This window comes from Bradyrhizobium sp. IC4060 (assembly GCF_020193715.1).
GTDB classification, from domain to species: Bacteria; Pseudomonadota; Alphaproteobacteria; order Rhizobiales; family Xanthobacteraceae; genus Bradyrhizobium; species Bradyrhizobium yuanmingense.
Map to the genome: position 1 here is coordinate 766370 of NZ_JADYVJ010000001.1, position 17043 is coordinate 783412.

Annotated in this window: 15 protein-coding genes; 4 read left to right on the forward strand and 11 right to left on the reverse strand. The window is 64.9% G+C overall.

The features are described 5' to 3' along the window. Window positions 1–11 precede the first annotated feature (11 nt). Window positions 12–1289 (forward strand): beta-ketoacyl-ACP synthase, encoded by a 1278-nt coding sequence (locus I6F16_RS03800; RefSeq protein ID WP_225112805.1) that lies wholly within the window; start codon window positions 12–14, stop codon window positions 1287–1289. 8 nt (window positions 1290–1297) lie between these two features. Next, complete coding sequence (locus I6F16_RS03805; protein WP_036034424.1) at window positions 1298–2230, forward strand: lipid A biosynthesis lauroyl acyltransferase; 933 nt, start codon at window positions 1298–1300, stop codon at window positions 2228–2230. A gap of 74 nt (window positions 2231–2304) precedes the next feature. On the opposite strand, the gene I6F16_RS03810 is transcribed toward I6F16_RS03805, so the two are convergent. The 7 genes from I6F16_RS03810 to I6F16_RS03840 all read right to left on the reverse strand — a co-directional run bounded on the left by I6F16_RS03810 (window position 2305) and on the right by I6F16_RS03840 (window position 10881). Next, entirely contained in the window at window positions 2305–3411 is a 1107-nt protein-coding gene (locus I6F16_RS03810; RefSeq protein WP_225173450.1) for a polyamine ABC transporter substrate-binding protein, read from the reverse strand. Window positions 3412–3417: 6 nt separating this feature from the next. Then, the gene (locus I6F16_RS03815; RefSeq protein ID WP_225112803.1) at window positions 3418–4599 is read right to left on the reverse strand and encodes an aminotransferase; all 1182 of its coding nucleotides are present in this window, start codon (window positions 4597–4599) and stop codon (window positions 3418–3420) included. Window positions 4600–4606: 7 nt separating this feature from the next. After that, window positions 4607–4933 (reverse strand): rhodanese-like domain-containing protein, encoded by a 327-nt coding sequence (locus I6F16_RS03820; protein WP_036022412.1) that lies wholly within the window; start codon window positions 4931–4933, stop codon window positions 4607–4609. A gap of 173 nt (window positions 4934–5106) precedes the next feature. Continuing rightward, complete coding sequence (locus I6F16_RS03825) at window positions 5107–7041, reverse strand: potassium transporter Kup (RefSeq protein WP_225112802.1); 1935 nt, start codon at window positions 7039–7041, stop codon at window positions 5107–5109. Between the two features lie 140 nt (window positions 7042–7181). Next, window positions 7182–9080 (reverse strand): potassium transporter Kup, encoded by a 1899-nt coding sequence (locus tag I6F16_RS03830; RefSeq protein ID WP_036001442.1) that lies wholly within the window; start codon window positions 9078–9080, stop codon window positions 7182–7184. Window positions 9081–9253: 173 nt separating this feature from the next. After that, a complete protein-coding gene (locus I6F16_RS03835) occupies window positions 9254–10084 on the reverse strand; it encodes a flagellar motor protein MotB (protein ID WP_036001445.1) in 831 nt (276 codons plus the stop codon). Between the two features lie 23 nt (window positions 10085–10107). Beyond that, the gene (locus I6F16_RS03840; RefSeq protein WP_036001447.1) at window positions 10108–10881 is read right to left on the reverse strand and encodes a MotA/TolQ/ExbB proton channel family protein; all 774 of its coding nucleotides are present in this window, start codon (window positions 10879–10881) and stop codon (window positions 10108–10110) included. Window positions 10882–11182: 301 nt separating this feature from the next. Between I6F16_RS03840 and I6F16_RS03845 the strand changes: the two genes are divergently transcribed. Then, window positions 11183–11476: a hypothetical protein gene (locus tag I6F16_RS03845; RefSeq protein ID WP_225112801.1), complete on the forward strand. Its 294-nt coding sequence runs from the start codon at window positions 11183–11185 to the stop codon at window positions 11474–11476. Window positions 11477–11593: 117 nt separating this feature from the next. On the opposite strand, the gene I6F16_RS03850 is transcribed toward I6F16_RS03845, so the two are convergent. The 4 genes from I6F16_RS03850 to I6F16_RS03865 all read right to left on the reverse strand — a co-directional run bounded on the left by I6F16_RS03850 (window position 11594) and on the right by I6F16_RS03865 (window position 16158). After that, window positions 11594–12313 (reverse strand): RraA family protein, encoded by a 720-nt coding sequence (locus I6F16_RS03850; protein WP_036034447.1) that lies wholly within the window; start codon window positions 12311–12313, stop codon window positions 11594–11596. A 124-nt stretch (window positions 12314–12437) separates the two neighbouring features. Further along, a complete protein-coding gene (locus tag I6F16_RS03855; RefSeq protein WP_036001453.1) occupies window positions 12438–13319 on the reverse strand; it encodes a phosphatidylcholine/phosphatidylserine synthase in 882 nt (293 codons plus the stop codon). 86 nt (window positions 13320–13405) lie between these two features. Beyond that, window positions 13406–14128, reverse strand: coding sequence for a phosphatidylserine decarboxylase (locus tag I6F16_RS03860; protein ID WP_225112817.1), 723 nt, complete (start codon window positions 14126–14128; stop codon window positions 13406–13408). Between the two features lie 71 nt (window positions 14129–14199). After that, on the reverse strand, window positions 14200–16158 hold the full coding sequence (locus I6F16_RS03865; RefSeq protein WP_225112800.1) for an ABC transporter ATP-binding protein/permease: 1959 nt from the start codon (window positions 16156–16158) through the stop codon (window positions 14200–14202). A 200-nt stretch (window positions 16159–16358) separates the two neighbouring features. Here I6F16_RS03865 and I6F16_RS03870 point away from each other — a divergent pair, with 200 nt between their 5' ends. Next, window positions 16359–16964, forward strand: coding sequence for a TIGR00730 family Rossman fold protein (locus I6F16_RS03870; RefSeq protein WP_025035586.1), 606 nt, complete (start codon window positions 16359–16361; stop codon window positions 16962–16964). Window positions 16965–17043 lie beyond the last annotated feature (79 nt).

A 17043-nucleotide genomic window follows, 5' to 3' on the forward strand; every position in this document is an offset into this window, starting at 1 on the left:
CGGGGATCGACATGACTGCACCACGCGACAAACTCGGGCGTCCCGTCGTCGTCGTCACCGGCATGGGCATCATGACCTCGCTCGGCGCCGGCAAATCCGACAATTGGGCAAAGCTCGTCGCCGGCGAATCCGGTATCCGCACGATCACGCGTTTTCCGGTCGATGGCCTCAAGACCACGATGGCCGGAACGGTCGATTTCGTCAGCGCCGATCCGTTCTCTTCCACCGCTCTGTCCGAGCGGATGGCCGAGCTGGTGACGCAGGAAGCGCTGGAGCAGGCCGGCATCGGCGCCAAGGCCGATTTCCCGGGTCCGCTTTTCCTCGCGGTGGCGCCGGTCGAGGTTGAATGGCCGCAGCGTCGCGAGCTCGGTCGCGCCGTCGGCCAGCAAGACATCACCTATGACGATCTGCTCCGCATCTCCGGCGGCGGCAAGTTTAGCGCCTATCATCATCGCTTCATGTTCGGCTCGGTTGCCGCCTATCTTGCCGAGACCTTCGGCACCAAGGGCTCGCCGATCTCGCTGTCGACGGCGTGCGCGTCCGGAGCCACCTCGATCCAGCTCGGCGTCGAGGCGATCCGCCGCGGCGAGACGGACGCAGCGCTCTGCGTCGCGACCGACGGCACCGTGAACCCGGAAGCGCTGGTGCGCTTCTCGCTGCTCTCGGCGCTGTCGACCCAGAACGATCCGCCGCAGGCGGCCTCCCGTCCCTTCTCCAAGAACCGCGACGGTTTTGTCATGGCGGAAGGCGCCGGCGCGCTGGTGTTGGAGAGCTATGAAGCCGCCACCGCGCGCGGCGCAAAAATTCTCGGCGTGATCGCCGGCTGCGGCGAGCTCACCGATTCCTTCCACCGCACCCGCTCCTCGCCCGACGGCAAGCCGATCATCGGCTGCATGAACAAGACGCTGGCCGATGCCGGCATGACGCCGGATCAGATCGACCACATCAACGCGCACGGCACCGCGACGCCCGAGAACGACAAGATGGAGTTCAACACGACGTCGGCCGTTTTCGGCGAGCTCGCGCAGAAGATTCCGGTCACCTCCAACAAGTCGATGGTCGGCCACACCATCTCTGCCGCCGGCGCAGTCGAGGCGATCTTCTCGCTGCTCACGCTCGAGCATCAGCGCATTCCGCCGACCATCAACTACGACAATCCGGATCCCACGATCCTGTTCGACGTCGTCGGCAACAAGGCGCGCGATGCGCGCGTGACCGCGGTGATGTCGAACTCATTTGGCTTCGGCGGCCAGAACGCTTCGCTGATCCTGACCCGCGAACCGGCCTGACCGGACGCATGGCGCTGCTTCCTGCGAGCACGAAGGCCCGCGCGCGGGAGGCTGCCAAATCGCTCGGCGGCAGCCTGATCGGCGCCGCGACCGTCGCGATGCTGCGCACCACGCGCTATTTCGATCCGGCCAAGACCTCGGACTTCTTCGCGCGTGCCGTCAAGCTGATCGGGCCGCGCCTGCGCGAGCACCGCATCGGCCGCGCCAACCTCACCGCCGCCTTCCCCGAGAAGTCACCGGAGGAGATCGAACGGATCCTGATGGGCGTCTGGGACAATCTCGGCCGCGTCGGCGCCGAGTTCGCCCATATCGACCAGGTCTGGGATTACGCCCGCGATGTCCCCGAGAAGAGTCGCATCGAGATTTCCCCGCGCAGCATCGAGCTGTTCGACCAGATCCGCGACGACGGCAAGCCGGCGCTGATCTTCGCCGCACATCTTGCGAACTGGGAATTGCCGGCGCTCGCCGCGGTCGCGCATGGCCTGGACACCGCGATTCTCTATCGCCGCCCGAACATCGCCTCGGCCGATCGCATCATCCAGGAGATGCGCCAGGTCAACATGGGCACGCTGATCCCGGCCGGCCGCGACGCGCCGCTGCGGCTCGCGCAGGCGCTGAAGGACGGCAAGCACGTCGCCATGCTGATCGACCAGTATCTGACAGCCGGCGTCGAGGTCACGTTCTTCGGCCGCAAGACCCGCGCCAATCCGATGCTGGCGCGCCTCTTGCGCCAGGTCGAATGCCCAATCCACGGCGTGCGCATCATCCGCCTGCCCGACGGCCGCTTCCGCGGCGAGCTGACCGAGGAGATCCCGCCGGTGCGCGATGCCGACGGCAGGATCGACATCCAGGGCACCACGCAGGCGATCACGAGCGTGGTGGAAAGCTGGGTACGAGAACATCCCGAGCAGTGGCTGTGGCTGCATAGAAGGTGGCGGTAGAAGTCCCGTTGTCGTCATTCGGGGGCAATGCGAAAGCATCGAACCTGCGCGCCATCCCGGAATGACGGCAAGCCTCAGCGCCCCGTCTTCACCTTCGTCCAGAGCCGGTTGATGATCCGTTGCGTGGCCGGCTCGCGCGCCGTGATCACGAACAGTTTTGCGAGCGTCGCTTCGTCCGGATAGATGTTCTTGTCGTTCAGGATTTTTGGATCCACCAGCTTCTGGCTGGCGAGGTTGCCGCTGGCGTAGGACAGGAAGTCCGAGTTCTTGGCGGCAACGTCCGGGCGATAGAGATAGTTGATCAGCTCGTAGGCTTCCCTAACATTCTTGGCATCCGCGGGGATCGCGAGATTGTCGAAGAACATCTGCGCGCCCTCCTTCGGAATGGTGTAGCCGATCTCGACGCCGCTTTTGGCTTCCGCGGCGCGGGCGCGGGCCTGCATGATGTCACCGGACCAGCCGACCACGAAGCAGATCTCGCCGGTGGCGAGCGCGCTTAGATATTCGGACGAGTGAAACTTGCGTACGGAGGGGCGGACTTTCGCCACGGCATCGGCGGCCTTTTCCAGGTCCGCCTGCTTGGTCGAGTTCGGATCAAGCCCGAGCCAGCTCAGCGCCGCCGGGAAGATGTCGTCGGCGGAGTCGAGCATGTGGACGCCGCAGTCCTTGAACTTGGCGAGGTTCTCCGGCTTGAAGACGATGTCCCAGCTGTCGATCTTCGGATCAACCCCAAGGATCTGCTTCACCTTGGCGACGTTGTAGCCGATGCCCGTCGTGCCCCACATGTAGTTGGCGGCGTAGACATTGCCGGGGTCGTAGGTGGCGAGGCGCTGCGTCACCACCGGCCAGGCATTGGCGAGGTTCGGGAGCTTCGACTTGTCGAGCTTCTGGAAGATGTTGGCCTTGATCTGGCGCTGCAGGAAATAAGCGGTAGGCACCACGACGTCATAACCGGACTTGCCGGCCATCAGGCGCGTCTCCAGCGTCTCGTTGGCGTCGAAAGTGTCGTAGACGACCTTGATGCCGGTCTCCTTAGTGAAGGCCTCAAGGACATCAGGCGCCATGTAGTTGGACCAGTTGTAGAAGTTGACGACCCGCTCCTCGGCGCCTGCGGGAGCGGAGAGCAACGTCAGCGCGGCGGCGATCGCGAAACCAAGCCTGGGGCAGCCGACGTTCGTCATCTCGATCTACCTCTTGCGTCCACGCACCGCATCCGACAGCCGCTCCAGCGCGGTGTCGAGCGTCTGGTCCTTCTTGGCAAAGCAGAAGCGCACCACCGAGGTCACGGGGTCCTGCTCGTAGAACGCCGAGACCGGGATCGCCGCGACCTTATAGTCCTTCACGATGCGCCAGCAGAACTCGGTGTCGCTCTCGTTGAGCCCGAGCGGCGACAGGTCCACGGTGAGGAAATAGGTGCCTTGCGACTTCAGCACGGGGAAGCCGAGGCTCTCCAGCCCCTTGGTCAGGCGGTCCCTGCTCCGCGTCAGGTCCTTGCGCATGGATAGGAAGTAGTCGTCGGACTTGCCGAGCCCATAGGCGACGGCGGCCTGCAGGTTCGGCGCGGTGGTGAAGGTCAGGAACTGGTGCACCTTGGCCGCGACGCGCAGCAGCGGTGGCGCCGCGCAGACGAAGCCGATCTTCCAGCCCGTCAGCGAGAAGATCTTGCCGGCCGAGCCGACCTTGATGGTGCGCTCGCGCATGCCGGGAATGGTGATCAGCGGGATATGCTTGTGCTCGTCGAAGGTGACGTGCTCCCAGACCTCGTCGCAGATCGCGATGACGTCGAACTCCTGGCAGTAGCGCGCCAAGAGCTCGAGGTCCTCGCGCGGATAGACCACCGCGCTGGGATTTAAGGGGTTGTTGAAGAGCACCGCCTTGGTCTTTGAATTGAACACGCTTTTCAGCATGTCCTCATTCAGCCGCCAGTGCGGCGGCTCGAGCCGGACCAAGCGCGGAATGCCGCCGGCCTGGCGGATGATCGGCAAGTAAGAATCATAGACCGGCTGGAAGCAGACCACTTCGTCGCCGGGCTGGACCACCGCGAGGATCGCCGAGGTCAGCGCCTCGGTCCCGCCGGAGGTCACCATCACTTCGCTCATCGGATCGAGCTTGAGGCCGTGCCAATGGCCGTAATGGGTCGCAATCGCCTGGCGCAGCTCCGGCAGGCCCATCATCGAGGGGTACTGATTGTAGCCGTTCAGCGAAGCCTCGGCCGCGGCGCGGCGGATGTCCTCGGGGCCGGGATCATCCGGAAAACCCTGGCCGAGATTGATCGCATTGTTGTCGCGCGCGGCCTGCGACATCGCCTCGAAGATGGTGACGGGAAGGTCGGCGAAGACCTTGTTCAGCGAAGAGCTCTTGGTCGTCATTGCGCGGTTAGCCACCGACCTTGCTGGGAAGCCCGGCCGCCTTCCAGCCCAGCATGCCGCCGGCCAGATGCTTGTCGTAAGACAGGCCCGCCGCCTGTGCCGCCAGCGAGGCCGTCACCGAGCGCTTGCCCGAACGGCAGGCGAACACGACCTCCTTGCCGGCCGGATCGGGGATCGCCTTGGGATCGAAGGTCGAGAGCGGAACCACGACGCCGTAAGGGTACGCTTCGGCCTCGACCTCGTTCGGCTCACGGACGTCGACGAGCAGATAACGCCCTTCCGCGACACCCTTTGCGACCTCGTCCGGGGTCAGATCCTGCACTTGATTTGCCACATCATCCTCCAACGTCGCGGGCCGCGTACCGGGGCGATCCCGGCCGGCGGCAACCTCGCCTCTCGGGAGACGAAAATCAAGCGCCACAAAGGCTTGAGCCGCGCGGCGCAAGTTAAAGCTAAATCGCAGCGACTTGAAGTCCGCTTTGAATCCCAAGCCCTAGATCGTCTGCCCTAGATCGTCACCTGCGTGCCGACCTCGACCACACGGCCGGACGGGATCTGGAAATAGTCGGTGGCGTCGTTGGCGGAGCGGCTGAGCGAGATGAACAGCCGGTCCTGCCAGCGCGGCATGCCGGAATGGGCGGCGGGCTTGAGCGCCCTGCGCGACAGGAAGAACGAGGTCGACATGATGTCGAACTGCCAGCCCAGCTTGCGGGCGATCGCGAGCGCCTTCGGCACGTTGGGCGATTCCATGAAGCCGAACTTCAGCGTCACCTTGGAGAAGGTCGGTGAAATCTGCTCCAGCTTCACCCGTTCGGCCGGATCGATCCGCGGGGTTTGCGCGGTCTCGATGGTGAGAATGACGTTCTTCTCGTGCAGCACCTTGTAGTGTTTCAGACTATGCATCAGCGCGGTCGGCGCGCTGAGCGGGTCCGAGGTCAGGAACACCGCAGTGCCAGGCACCCGCTGCGGCGGCCGCTTCTCCAGCATCGCCACGAGATCGGCGAGCGGAAACTCGAGCTTGCGCGACTTTTCAAACAGCAGCCGGCTGCCGCGCCGCCACGTGTACATCAGGATGATCATGAGGGCGCCGAGCGCCAGTGGCACCCAGCCGCCCTCGAACACCTTCAACAGGTTCGCGCTCAGGAAGGTCAGATCGAGGAACAGGAACGGCGCAATCAGCGCGCCGGCAGCAAGCGCTGACCAGCGCCAGCCCTTCCAGACCACGACGAAGCCCATCATCGCCGTGACCACCATGGTACCGGTGACGGAGATGCCGTAGGCGGATGCGAGCGCGCTCGACGAGCGGAACAGCAGCACCAGCAGCACCACCGCGACCAGCAGCAGCTGGTTGATGCGCGGAATGAAGATCTGGCCGGAATGGGCTTCCGACGTATGGCGAATTTCAAAGCGCGGCAGCAGCCCGAGCTGGATCGCCTGGCGCGTCAGCGAATAGGCGCCGGTGATGACGGCCTGGCTCGCGATGACGGTCGCCATGGTGGCGAGCACGACCATGCAGCCTCGGACGAAGCCTTGCGGGAACAGCTGAAAGAACGGGCTCACGATCGCGCCGGGGTCGCCGAGCACCAGCGCGCCCTGCCCCAGATAGTTCAGCGCCAGCGAGGGCAGCACGATGGTAAGCCAAGCGGTCTGGATCGGCCGCTTGCCGAAATGACCGAGATCGGCATAGAGCGCCTCGGCGCCAGTCACCGCCAGGAACACCGCGCCCAGCGTCACGAAGCCGACGATGCCATGGTGCAGCATGAAGCTCACGGCGTAGAGCGGGTTGAGCGCAAGCAGCACCTGCGGCTGCTGGGCGATCTGAGGGATCGCCGCCACCGCCAGAACCGTGAACCAGACGCACATGATCGGGCCGAAGAAGGCGGCAACGCGCGCCGTGCCGCGGGACTGCACGGCGAACAGGCCGACCAGGATCACAACCGTCAGCGGAACGATGTAGGGCTCGAACCTTAGCGTGACGTCCTTCATGCCCTCGATCGCCGACAGCACGGAGAGCGCCGGCGTGATCACGGCATCGCCGTAGAACAAAGCTCCGGAAATGATGCCGAGCAGGACGATGGTGGCCCCGCCGCGGCCGGTGCCAACCGCCCGCTGGGCCAGCGCCATCAGTGCAAGCGTGCCGCCCTCGCCGTTGTTGTCGGCGCGGAGCAGGATCACGACGTATTTGAGCGTCACCACCACGATGAGCGCCCACAGGATCAGGGAGAGCACGCCGAGGACCGCTGCCGGCGTCGGCAACCCGTCCGCGCCCGAGGCCGCCATCACCGCCTCGCGGAACGCGTAGAGCGGGCTGGTGCCGATGTCGCCGTAAACGACGCCGATGCTGCCGAGCGTCAGCGCGCCGAAACCGGCGGTGGTATGGGCATTGCCATGCCCATTGGCCGCCACCGTTTCCGGGGCGGGAACTGCTACGTCGCTTGTCATGGGAGAGCCCGATGGCCTCTAAAATGCTTCACTGCACAACGGCGGAAGAGCGCGCGGCTTATAGTCCTGCGCCACCGGCATGGCCTAGCCCGATTCCGGGCCATAGCCATGCAAATCTGCATGGCTTCGCCAGTTGCATTCTAGATGGTGACCTGGGTTCCGACTTCGACCACGCGGCCGGTGGGGATCTGGAAGTAGTCGGTGGCATCGTTGGCCGACCGGCTCAGCGCGATGAACACATGATCCTGCCAGAGCGGCATGCCCGACTGTGCCGAGGCCTTCAGTGACCTGCGCGACACGAAGAACGACGTCGACATGATGTCGAACTGCCAACCCTGCTTGCGCGCGATGGCGAGCGCCTTCGGCACGTTCGGCTGCTCCATGAAACCGAAGCGCAAGCGGACCTTGGAGAACTTTTCGCTGATCTTCTCCATCCTGAACCGCTCCGACAGATCGACCCGAGGCGTCTGCGCGGTCTCGATGGTCAGAATCACGTTGTGCTCATGCAGCACCTTGTTGTGCTTGAGATTGTGCAGGAGCGCGGTCGGCACGAACGCGGGATCGCTGGTCAGGAACACCGCGGTGCCCTTGACGATGTGCGGTGGCCGCTTCTCCAAACTGCGGATCAGATCGTCCAATGGCACCTCGATCCGGCGGGTCTTCTGGATCAGGATTGCGGAGCCCTTGCGCCAGGTCCAGATCGTCCCGGCCATGACGATGCCGAACAGCAGCGGCACCCAGGCACCTTCGAGCAGCTTGAGCAGGTTGGCGCTGAGGAAGCTCAAATCGACGATGACGAAGGGGACGATCACGGCTGCGGCCGTCGCGGCGCGCCAGTTCCACAACTTCCAGATCACGACGAAGCCCATGATGCCGTCGGCGACCATGGTGGTGGAGACGGCAATACCGTAGGCGGAAGCCAGATTGCTGGGGGTGTGGAACAGCAGCACCAGCAGCATCACGCCGATCAGCAGCAGGCGGTTGACGCGCGGCAGATAGATCTGGCCGGCATGGGATTCGGAGGTGTAACGCACCTCAAAACGCGGCAGGAGCCCGAGTTGCACGGCCTGGTGGACCAGCGAATAGGCGCCGGTGATCACCGCCTGGCTCGCGATCACGGTTGCGGCCGTCGCGAGTCCAACCAGCGGCAGGACCAGGCTCTCGGGCACCATGCGATAAAACGAATGCTCGATCGCGCTGGGATCGGACAGCACCAGCGCACCCTGCCCGAAATAGTTGACTAGAAGCGCCGGCAGCACGAAAAACATCCAGGCCGACTGGATCGGCTTGCGGCCGAAATGGCCGAGATCGGCATAAAGCGCCTCTCCGCCCGTCACCGCCAGGAACACCGCGCCGAGCGTCACGAGGCCGATCACACCGTGCGACAGCACGAACTGCACCGCATAGTACGGATTGATCGCCGCCAGCACCGTGGGATCGTCGGCGATGTGGACAGCCCCCATCACGGCGATGACGGTGAACCAGACCACCATCACCGGCCCGAAGGCCGAGGCGACCAATGCGGTTCCCTTGCTCTGCACGGCGAACAGCAGCACCAGAATGAGCACGGTGAGCGGCACGACATAGTGCTCGAGCGCGGGGGTTGCGAGCTTGAGGCCCTGCACCGCCGAGAGCACCGAGATCGCCGGCGTGATCATGGAATCGCCGATGAACATCGAAGCGCCGATCACGCCGAGCGCGAGCAGGACCCAGCTTCGCCGCCCGAGCGCGCGCTGGCCGAGCGCCATCAGCGAGAGCGTGCCGCCCTCCCCGTTATTGTCGGCGCGCAGCAGCAAGAGGACATATTTGGCGGTGACGACGATCAGGAGCGCCCACAGGATCAGCGAGAGCACGCCGAGCACGATGACGCGCGAGACGGGCTCGCCATGGGCGGCGGCCTTGACCGCCTCGTGGAATGCATAGAGCGGCGAAGTGCCGATATCGCCAAAGACGACGCCAACACTCCCGAGCGTAAGGGCCCAAAAACTTGCGGTGGGCCGCCCGTCCTGGGTCTCGGCCTGTGTGATGCTCGCCGTCATGAAGGTGGAGAACGCTTCGTTCCTGAAATTGATCCGGCGCCTTTTGACGCTTCCGGTGCACCTGTCAATCGGCGCACCATCATAGCAGGCGCCGAGCCGGATGCTGTGACGCCACAGCCACGCTCATCGCCCGCGCGACGACATGCCTCAGGTAAGATGGTAGCGCAAGGGGGTTACGGCCTCAGATTCGGCGGCAGCGGCGGATCTTCGCGCATCAAGGTGATGGTCACCCGCCGGTTGGCTGCCAGCGAGGGATCGTCCGGAAACAGCGGCTGGGTATCGGCCTTGCCGGAGACGGCGAAGATGTGCGACGGCGGCAGGCCCTGGCGCTCGAGGATCTGGCGCACGGCGTTGGCGCGATCGGCCGACAGATCGAAGGCGCCATAGTCGCTGCGGGTCGGCACGAACCCCGCCGCGGTGTGGCCGGCGATGGAGACGCGGAGCGGCGTCGCCTTGAGCGGGATCGCGAGCTTCTCGACCAGGCGGCGGGTGCGGTCATAGGGCACCTTGGAGCCGTCGGCGAACATCGAGCGGCCGTCCTGGTCGACGATCTCGAGGTTCAGGCCCTGCTTGGTCTCCTCGAACATGATGTGTTTGGACATCTCGGTCAGTTCCGGCATGTCCTGCAACGCCTGGCGCAGCGAGGCTGCGGCCAGCGCGAAATTGCGGTCGACCTTGATCTTCGCGCCGGAGGTCTTTTCGCGGTCTTCCTGATCTGGCGTCGGCGTGTTGGAGGCATCTTCCGGCTGGATGTGGTCGACGTTCTTGAGCCGCGGGCGCGTCGGCAGGCCGTCGGATTCGACGATGCCGGAGTAGCGCGCCTCGGTCTGCACGCCGAACGCCTCGCGCATCGAGCCCGCGACGATCTTCAGCTTGTTGGCGTCTTGCGTGGAGAACGCGACCAGCATCACGAAAAACGCCAGCAGCAGCGCCATCAGGTCGGCGAAGGTCACGAACCAGCCGTGGCCGCCACCGTGAGCATTGCCGCGCTTCTTCTTGGCCATCTCTCAAAATCCAGGCGGCGGCCTCAAGCCGGCACCGGCTCGCCTTCGGTGTGACGATGCTTCTCCGGCAGATAGGCCAGCAGCATTTCGCGCACCAGGGTCGGGCTCTTGGAGTCGCGGATCATCAGGATGCCGTCGATGATCAAGGTGCGGTTGGTCTCTTCGTCCAGCAGCTTGCCGTGCAGCTTGTCCGCGATCGGCAAGCAGATCAGGTTGGCGACAACGGCGCCGTACAGGGTCGCCAGCAGCGCGGTGGCCATGAACGGGCCGAGCTTGGAGGGATCCGACATGTTGGAGAACATCTGCACCATGCCAAGCAGCGTGCCGATCATGCCGAACGCCGGGGCGCAGTCGCCGACGGCGCGGTAGATCTTGCTGCCTTCGTCGAGGTGCATCAGGAAGTTGTCCCGGTCGCGCTCCAGATTGTCGCGAATGAAATCGAGGTCGTAGCCGTCGGCAACATAGCGAATGCCCTTGGCGAGGAAGGGCTCGTCGGTCTCGACCTTTTCGAGTCCGACCGGGCCCTGCTTGCGGGCGATTTCCGCGATGCGGGCGAGCTCGTCGACAAGGTCGTGAGCCGACAGGCGGCTCAGGGTGAAAGCAAACTTCGCGCCCAGCGGCACGCCGTGGATCATCGCGGACAAAGGAAAGCGGATCATCGTCGCTGCGAACGAGCCACCGAAGATGACGATGACGGCGTGGATGTCGTAGAACATCCCGAACGTACCGCCCATCAGGATCAGCGACGACACAACAATGGCGCCTGCGACGAGGCCGACAAGTGTTGCGATATCCATGATCGACTCCAACGCCTACGCAACAACGGCCGTCCTGGCCGCTGGCGCGGCTCAACCCCGAACCGCATCGCAGACCCTAGAGCGCCGCCCTTAAAGGCGCGTAAAGGTTAAGTCTCGACGATGTGCCGCCTGCCGCCGCAATTTGTCCCGGTTGCCGTCCAGCGATAGGAATTTCAACCTTTCGCTAACCATAAGCAGGCGCCCACCACGTCACGTCGGCTGCGGCCCTCCGCCACATCGTGGACGGGGATCAGCTGGTGTCTGCTAGCGTTGCGACAGGGCCAATCGCGGAGCCAGCGCGATGTTGATGCTATTCGGTCTACTCACGGCGCTGCCCGCGGCGCTGGCGTTCCACCTGCTCGAGCCGGAACTCGTGCTTCCGGCGTTCAGCGTGCTGCTCTTTATCGAGGCCGCCTTCGCCGTGCTCGCAGCGCGGTTGATGCGCAGCGCCAACAGCGCAGACGAAATCACCCTCTGGGACCTTGCCGGCGGCTTCACCCTGATCGGATGCGCCGCCGCCGTGCTCGGAGAACCGGATCAAGTCGCCCTGCTTCTGACCGAGCAAGGCGGCATTCGGCCGTCGTCCGGGCCGTAGATTGCCCTAAAGCGCGATGCGATTAGGATCAACCGTCATCGCGCTTTAGGTTATTGTTTGAGCATGATCTTTTCGGAAAACCGCTACACGCTTTTCCGGATCATGCTCCAGCAGCCGTCAATGGATCTCCGCAGAGCGCTTCAGCGCGGCCTTGAGCTTCTCGAGCGAGAAGTCGGGACTGCGGGCGATCTCCAGGATCGGCGTCTCGCGGCGGCCGCACAGTTCGGCCGCCTCCGGCAGCTTTGCGGCAAGGTCGAGCGGGATCACGATGGCGCCATGCCGGTCGGCGTGGATGAGGTCGTCCGACTTTACGGTCATGCCGGCGACGCGCACCTCGCCGCCAAAGCTTTCCGCGTGCACCCAGGCGTGCGACGGGCCGATCGAGCCGGCTAGCGCCTGGAACCCGGGCGCCCATTGCGGGATGTCGCGGATCGAGCCGTCGGTGATGACGCCGAGGCAGCCGAGCGCCTTGTGCACGTTGCTCTGTACCTCGCCCCAGAACGCGCCATAGCCGACGTCGGGTCCGTCGATGTCCTGGATCACCGAGATGCGCGGGCCATGGCCGGTGCCGACATATTCGTAATATGCGATTCGGCGCCTGGACTGCTCCTCGGCCGGAAGCGATGATTTCAGAACCGAGCGGATCGTCACCGTGCGGGCATAGCCGACGATCGGCGGCAGGTCGGGAAACGGACAGACCAGCTGCTTGGTGGTGTAGCCGATCAGCCGCCGCTCGGGCGCCACGATCTCCATGGCGTTGCAGATCGTCGGCGTATCGTAACGGCCCAGCGCTTCGAGGACGGAAGCGGGCAGCGGCCCGGTCGCGGAATTGGTCACGGCGTTCTCTCCCAGGTTGGCGGCGATTGATTGCGCGATGCCGCCGGCACAAGGGCGATATAGCCGAGATCGGACCTCGACCCAACTCAGGCAGGCTTCATGGCAGATATCCGCGAGGAGCGCTTTAGTGCAGTCGTCCGGGCCGATCGTCGTCTTGCGGCGGCTCCGACAAATTCGCCAGCGTCGGCGCCGAGGGCGGTGACGGGACCTCGCCTCCCGCCGGCGCGGTGGCTTCCATCGCGCGCGCCTGGTCGCGATAGGATTTGTAGCCGAGCGGCAGCGCGAGAAGGTACAGCACCGTGCCGATCGACAGCACGTGCCAGGGATAGGCGATCAGGAGCGCGATGAAGACGATCACGGCGACGAACGCCGGCAGCACCAGCTCGGGCGGCACGCGCATCCGCTTGGTCTTGCCGGAGAACACCGGCAGGCGCGACACCATCAGAAACGCGATCAGAAGCGTGTAGGCCGCGGTCACCGCCGCAGGTGTGCGCCCGACGTCGAGGAACGCGACATAGATCGGCAGCAGCACGGTGATCGCACCGGCGGGCGCCGGCACGCCGGTGAAGAAATTGGCGGCGAAAGCCGGCTTGTTCGGATCGTCCATGGTGGCATTGAAGCGCGCAAGCCGCAGGCCGCCGGAGATCGCGAACACCATGGCGGCGATCCAGCCGGCATTGCCGAGCTCATGCAGCTGCCAGAAATACAGCATCAGGCCGGGCGCCACGCCGAAATTGACGAAGTCGGCGAGACTGTCGAGCTCGGCGCCGAACTTCGACTGCCCCTTGATCATGCGCGCGATGCGGCCATCGATGCCGTCGAGCGCGGCGGCGAACACGATGGCATAGACCGCGAGCGTCATCCGTCCTTCGATCGACAGGCGGATCGAGGTCAGGCCGGCGCAGATCGCCAGCAGCGTGATGACGTTGGGCACCAGCATCCGCACCGGGATCGGTCGGAACCGCCGGCGGCGGACGTCGGGATCCTTGAAATCGTAAGGCGTCATGGCTCGTCCTTATCTCGAGGCGAGATATAGCAAGCCGCGCCGCCCTCCGCCATTGCGGCGGAACGCCTGCGAGCACCGACTATTGGTTAATTGGCGCGGAACGCGCGGCCCGGGTCGTCGCCGGCAAGGTCGGCCAGGATCGTCTCTCCGGCGATCGCGGTCTGCCCTTCCGAGACCAGCGCCTTGGTACCCACGGGCAGGTAGACATCGAGGCGCGAGCCGAAGCGGATCAGGCCGAAACGCTCGCCGGCGCCGATCGCCTGCCCCTCCTTGACGAAGCAGACGATGCGCTTGGCGACCAGGCCGGCGATCTGGACCACGCCGATCCGCGCCGTCGGCGTCGTGATCACCAGCGAGTTGCGCTCGTTGTCCTCGCTCGCCTTGTCGAGCTCGGCGTTGATGAAGAGGCCGGGCCGGTAGGCGATACGATCCACCCTGCCCGCCACGGGCGCGCGGTTCACGTGGCAATTGAACACGCTCATGAAGATCGAGACGCGCGGCAGCGGCCGGTCGCCGAGCCCGAGCTCGGCCGGCGGCAGCGCCATGGTGATCATGGAGACACGCCCGTCGGCCGGCGACACCACGAGACCCTCGCGCGCCGGCGTCACACGGACGGGATCGCGGAAGAACAGCGCGCACCAAACGGTCAGGATCGTGCCGATCCACCCCAGCGGCGACCACAGCCAGAACAGGAGCAGGCTCGCCAGCGCAAAGGCGCCGATGAAGGGATAGCCCTCCTTGTGGATCGGCGGGATCTGACGCTGGATCGAATCGAGAATGGACATTGCTTTTTGCCGGTCGGGGTTGATGCCACGGGGTCGTCGCGCGGGCTTGTTTAGGCCAGACTTTGTTTAGGCCAGACTTGGGACCGGAGACAAGGTCACTCCGCCGCCGCGGGCGTCGTCAGGCTATCATCGACCAGCGGCGGCTCCCGGTTAGGCGCGGCATTGGTGTCGGCCATCTTGGCCAGCTTCTCGCGGGCCTCCTCGGCCTCGCGCTGCCTGTTCCACATGCTGGCATAGAGCCCGCCCTGCGCGAGCAGACTCGCGTGAGTGCCGCGCTCGGCGATGCGGCCCTGGTCCAGCACGATGATCTCGTCGGCGCCGACGATGGTGGAAAGCCGATGCGCGATCACCAGGGAGGTGCGGTTCTTCGCCACGCGGTCGAGCGCCCCCTGGATCTCGTGCTCCGTATGGGTGTCGAGCGCCGAGGTCGCCTCGTCGAGCACCAGGATCGGCGGCGCCTTGAGCACCGTGCGCGCGATCGCGACGCGCTGCTTCTCGCCGCCCGACAGCTTCAGGCCGCGCTCGCCAACCTGGGTTTCGTAGCCCTTCGGCGCCATGCGGATGAAGTGGTCGATCTGCGCCAGCCGCGCCGCCTCCTCGACCTCGGCATCGGTCGCATCCCAGCGGCCGTAGCGGATGTTGTAGCGGATGCTGTCGTTGAACAGCACGGTGTCCTGCGGCACCATGCCGATCGATGCGCGCAGGCTGGCCTGCGTGACCTCGCGGATGTCCTGGCCGTCGATCAGGATCCTGCCGCCGGAGACATCATAGAGGCGAAACAGAAGCCGCGAGATGGTCGATTTGCCGGCGCCGGAGGGGCCGACGATGGCAACCGTCTTGCCGGCCGGCACTTCGAAGCTGATGCCCTTGAGGATGGGGCGCGCCGGCTCATAGGCAAAGCGCACGTCCTCGAAGCGCACCGTGCCGGCGGAGATGACCAGCGGCTTCGCGCCAGGCGCGTCCTTGATCTCGGCCTCGCGGCTGAGCACGCCGAACATCTTCTCGATGTCGATGATCGCCTGCTTGATCTCGCGATAGACCATGCCCATGAAGTTCAGCGGCTGGTACAGCTGGATCATCATGGCGTTGACCAGCACGAAATCGCCGACCGTGTTGGTGCCGTTGCGCACGCCGATCGCGCACATCAGCATGGTCGCGGTCAGGCCCAGCGTGAAGATCACCGCCTGGCCTGTGTTGAGCACCGCGAGCGAGGTGTAGGTGCGGACGCTCGCCTCCTCGTAGCGCTCGACCGACCTGTCGTAGCGCTGCGCCTCGCGTGCCTCGGCACTGAAATACTTCACCGTCTCGTAGTTGAGCAGCGAGTCGATCGCCTTGGTGTTCGCCTCGGTGTCGGAATCGTTCATCTTGCGGCGGATGCCGATCCGCCACTCGGTCGCGACGTAGGTGTAGTACATGTAGAGCGTGACCGTGATCAGGGTCGCGACCACGTAACGCCAGTCAAATTGCCAGAGCAGCACCGCCAGCAGCAGCGAGACCTCGACGATGGTCGGGATCAGCTGCAGGATCACCATGCGCACGATGACCTCGATGCCCTCGCGGCCGCGCTCGAGCACGCGCGTGAGGCCACCGGTCTTGCGCTCGAGGTGAAAGCGCAGCGACAGCTCGTGCATGTGGATGAAGGTGAGGGTCGCGAGCTTGCGCACCGCATGCATGGCGACGCGGGCGAAGATGCCGTCGCGCCATTGCGTCAGCACCGCCATCAGGATACGCATCACGCCGTAGCTCGCGGTCAGCAGCAAGGGCGAGGCGATCACCCAGAGATGCCAATTGTCGGCCGCTACCGGCGCGGTGTTGGCGCCGGTCAGCGCATCCGTCGCCCATTTGAAGCTGAACGGCACGGTGAGCGTGATCAGCTTGGCGGCGAGCAGCAGCACCAGCGACCAGACCACCCTCATCTTCAGGTCGGAACGGTCGCCGGGCCAGATGTAGGGCCACAGATGTGCCAGCGTGCCCATCAGCGTGGCCCCGGCCTGCGGTCCTGCCACGGAAGGATCAGGAACGTCGGCGCCGTCGAACGATTGAGGTTGGTCCATCAACAAACCCGAAGCCCGCCGGGTGCGGGCGCAACTGCGATTAACGATTTTCGCCCGTCATATAGAGCCTTCCCGATGCCCGCGCACCCCGCCAGATGGCGAATCTTCGATTGTTTGTCGCGATTTACCGGTAAATTCCCGGACGTATCGAATCACCGTTTGGGCTTGACGCCACTTCGCTGCAATGCATCATGGCACCAATGAGCACGATCAAAACCGTCTGTGTCTATTGCGGCTCCGGCCCTGGAACAAATCCCAACTTTATTGAAGCGGCGAAGGCGCTCGGCAAAGCGCTGGCGGAAAGCAAGATCCGCCTCGTCTATGGCGGCGGCTCGCTCGGCCTGATGGGCGCGGTTGCGACCTCCGTGCTGGATCACGGCGGCATGGTCACCGGCATCATCCCCGACTTCCTCCGGATGCGCGAGAATGCGCTGACGCGCGTGCAGGAGATGGTCGTCACGCCCGACATGCACGAGCGCAAGCGGCTGATGTTCGAGCGCTCCGACGCGTTCGTGGCCCTGCCCGGCGGGCTCGGCACGCTTGAGGAGCTGGTGGAGCAGCTGACCTGGCAGCAACTCGGCCGGCACGCCAAGCCGGTGCTGCTGGCCAATGTCGACGGCTTCTGGGAGCCGCTGTTCTCCCTGGTGGCCCACATGCGGCAGACCCAGTTCATCCGTGCCGGCCTCACCGTCGATATCCTGAAGGCGGACAAGGTCGAGGAGATCATCCCACGGCTGCGCGCCGCGGCGGCGCAGATCCCTGACGACCAGCGCGATCTCGCGCCCGACGTGGCCCGGCGACTCTAAAGCATGATCCGGAAAAGTGTGAAGCGGTTTTCCGAAAAGATCATGCTCAAACAACAACCTGAAGCGCGATGACGAGCCA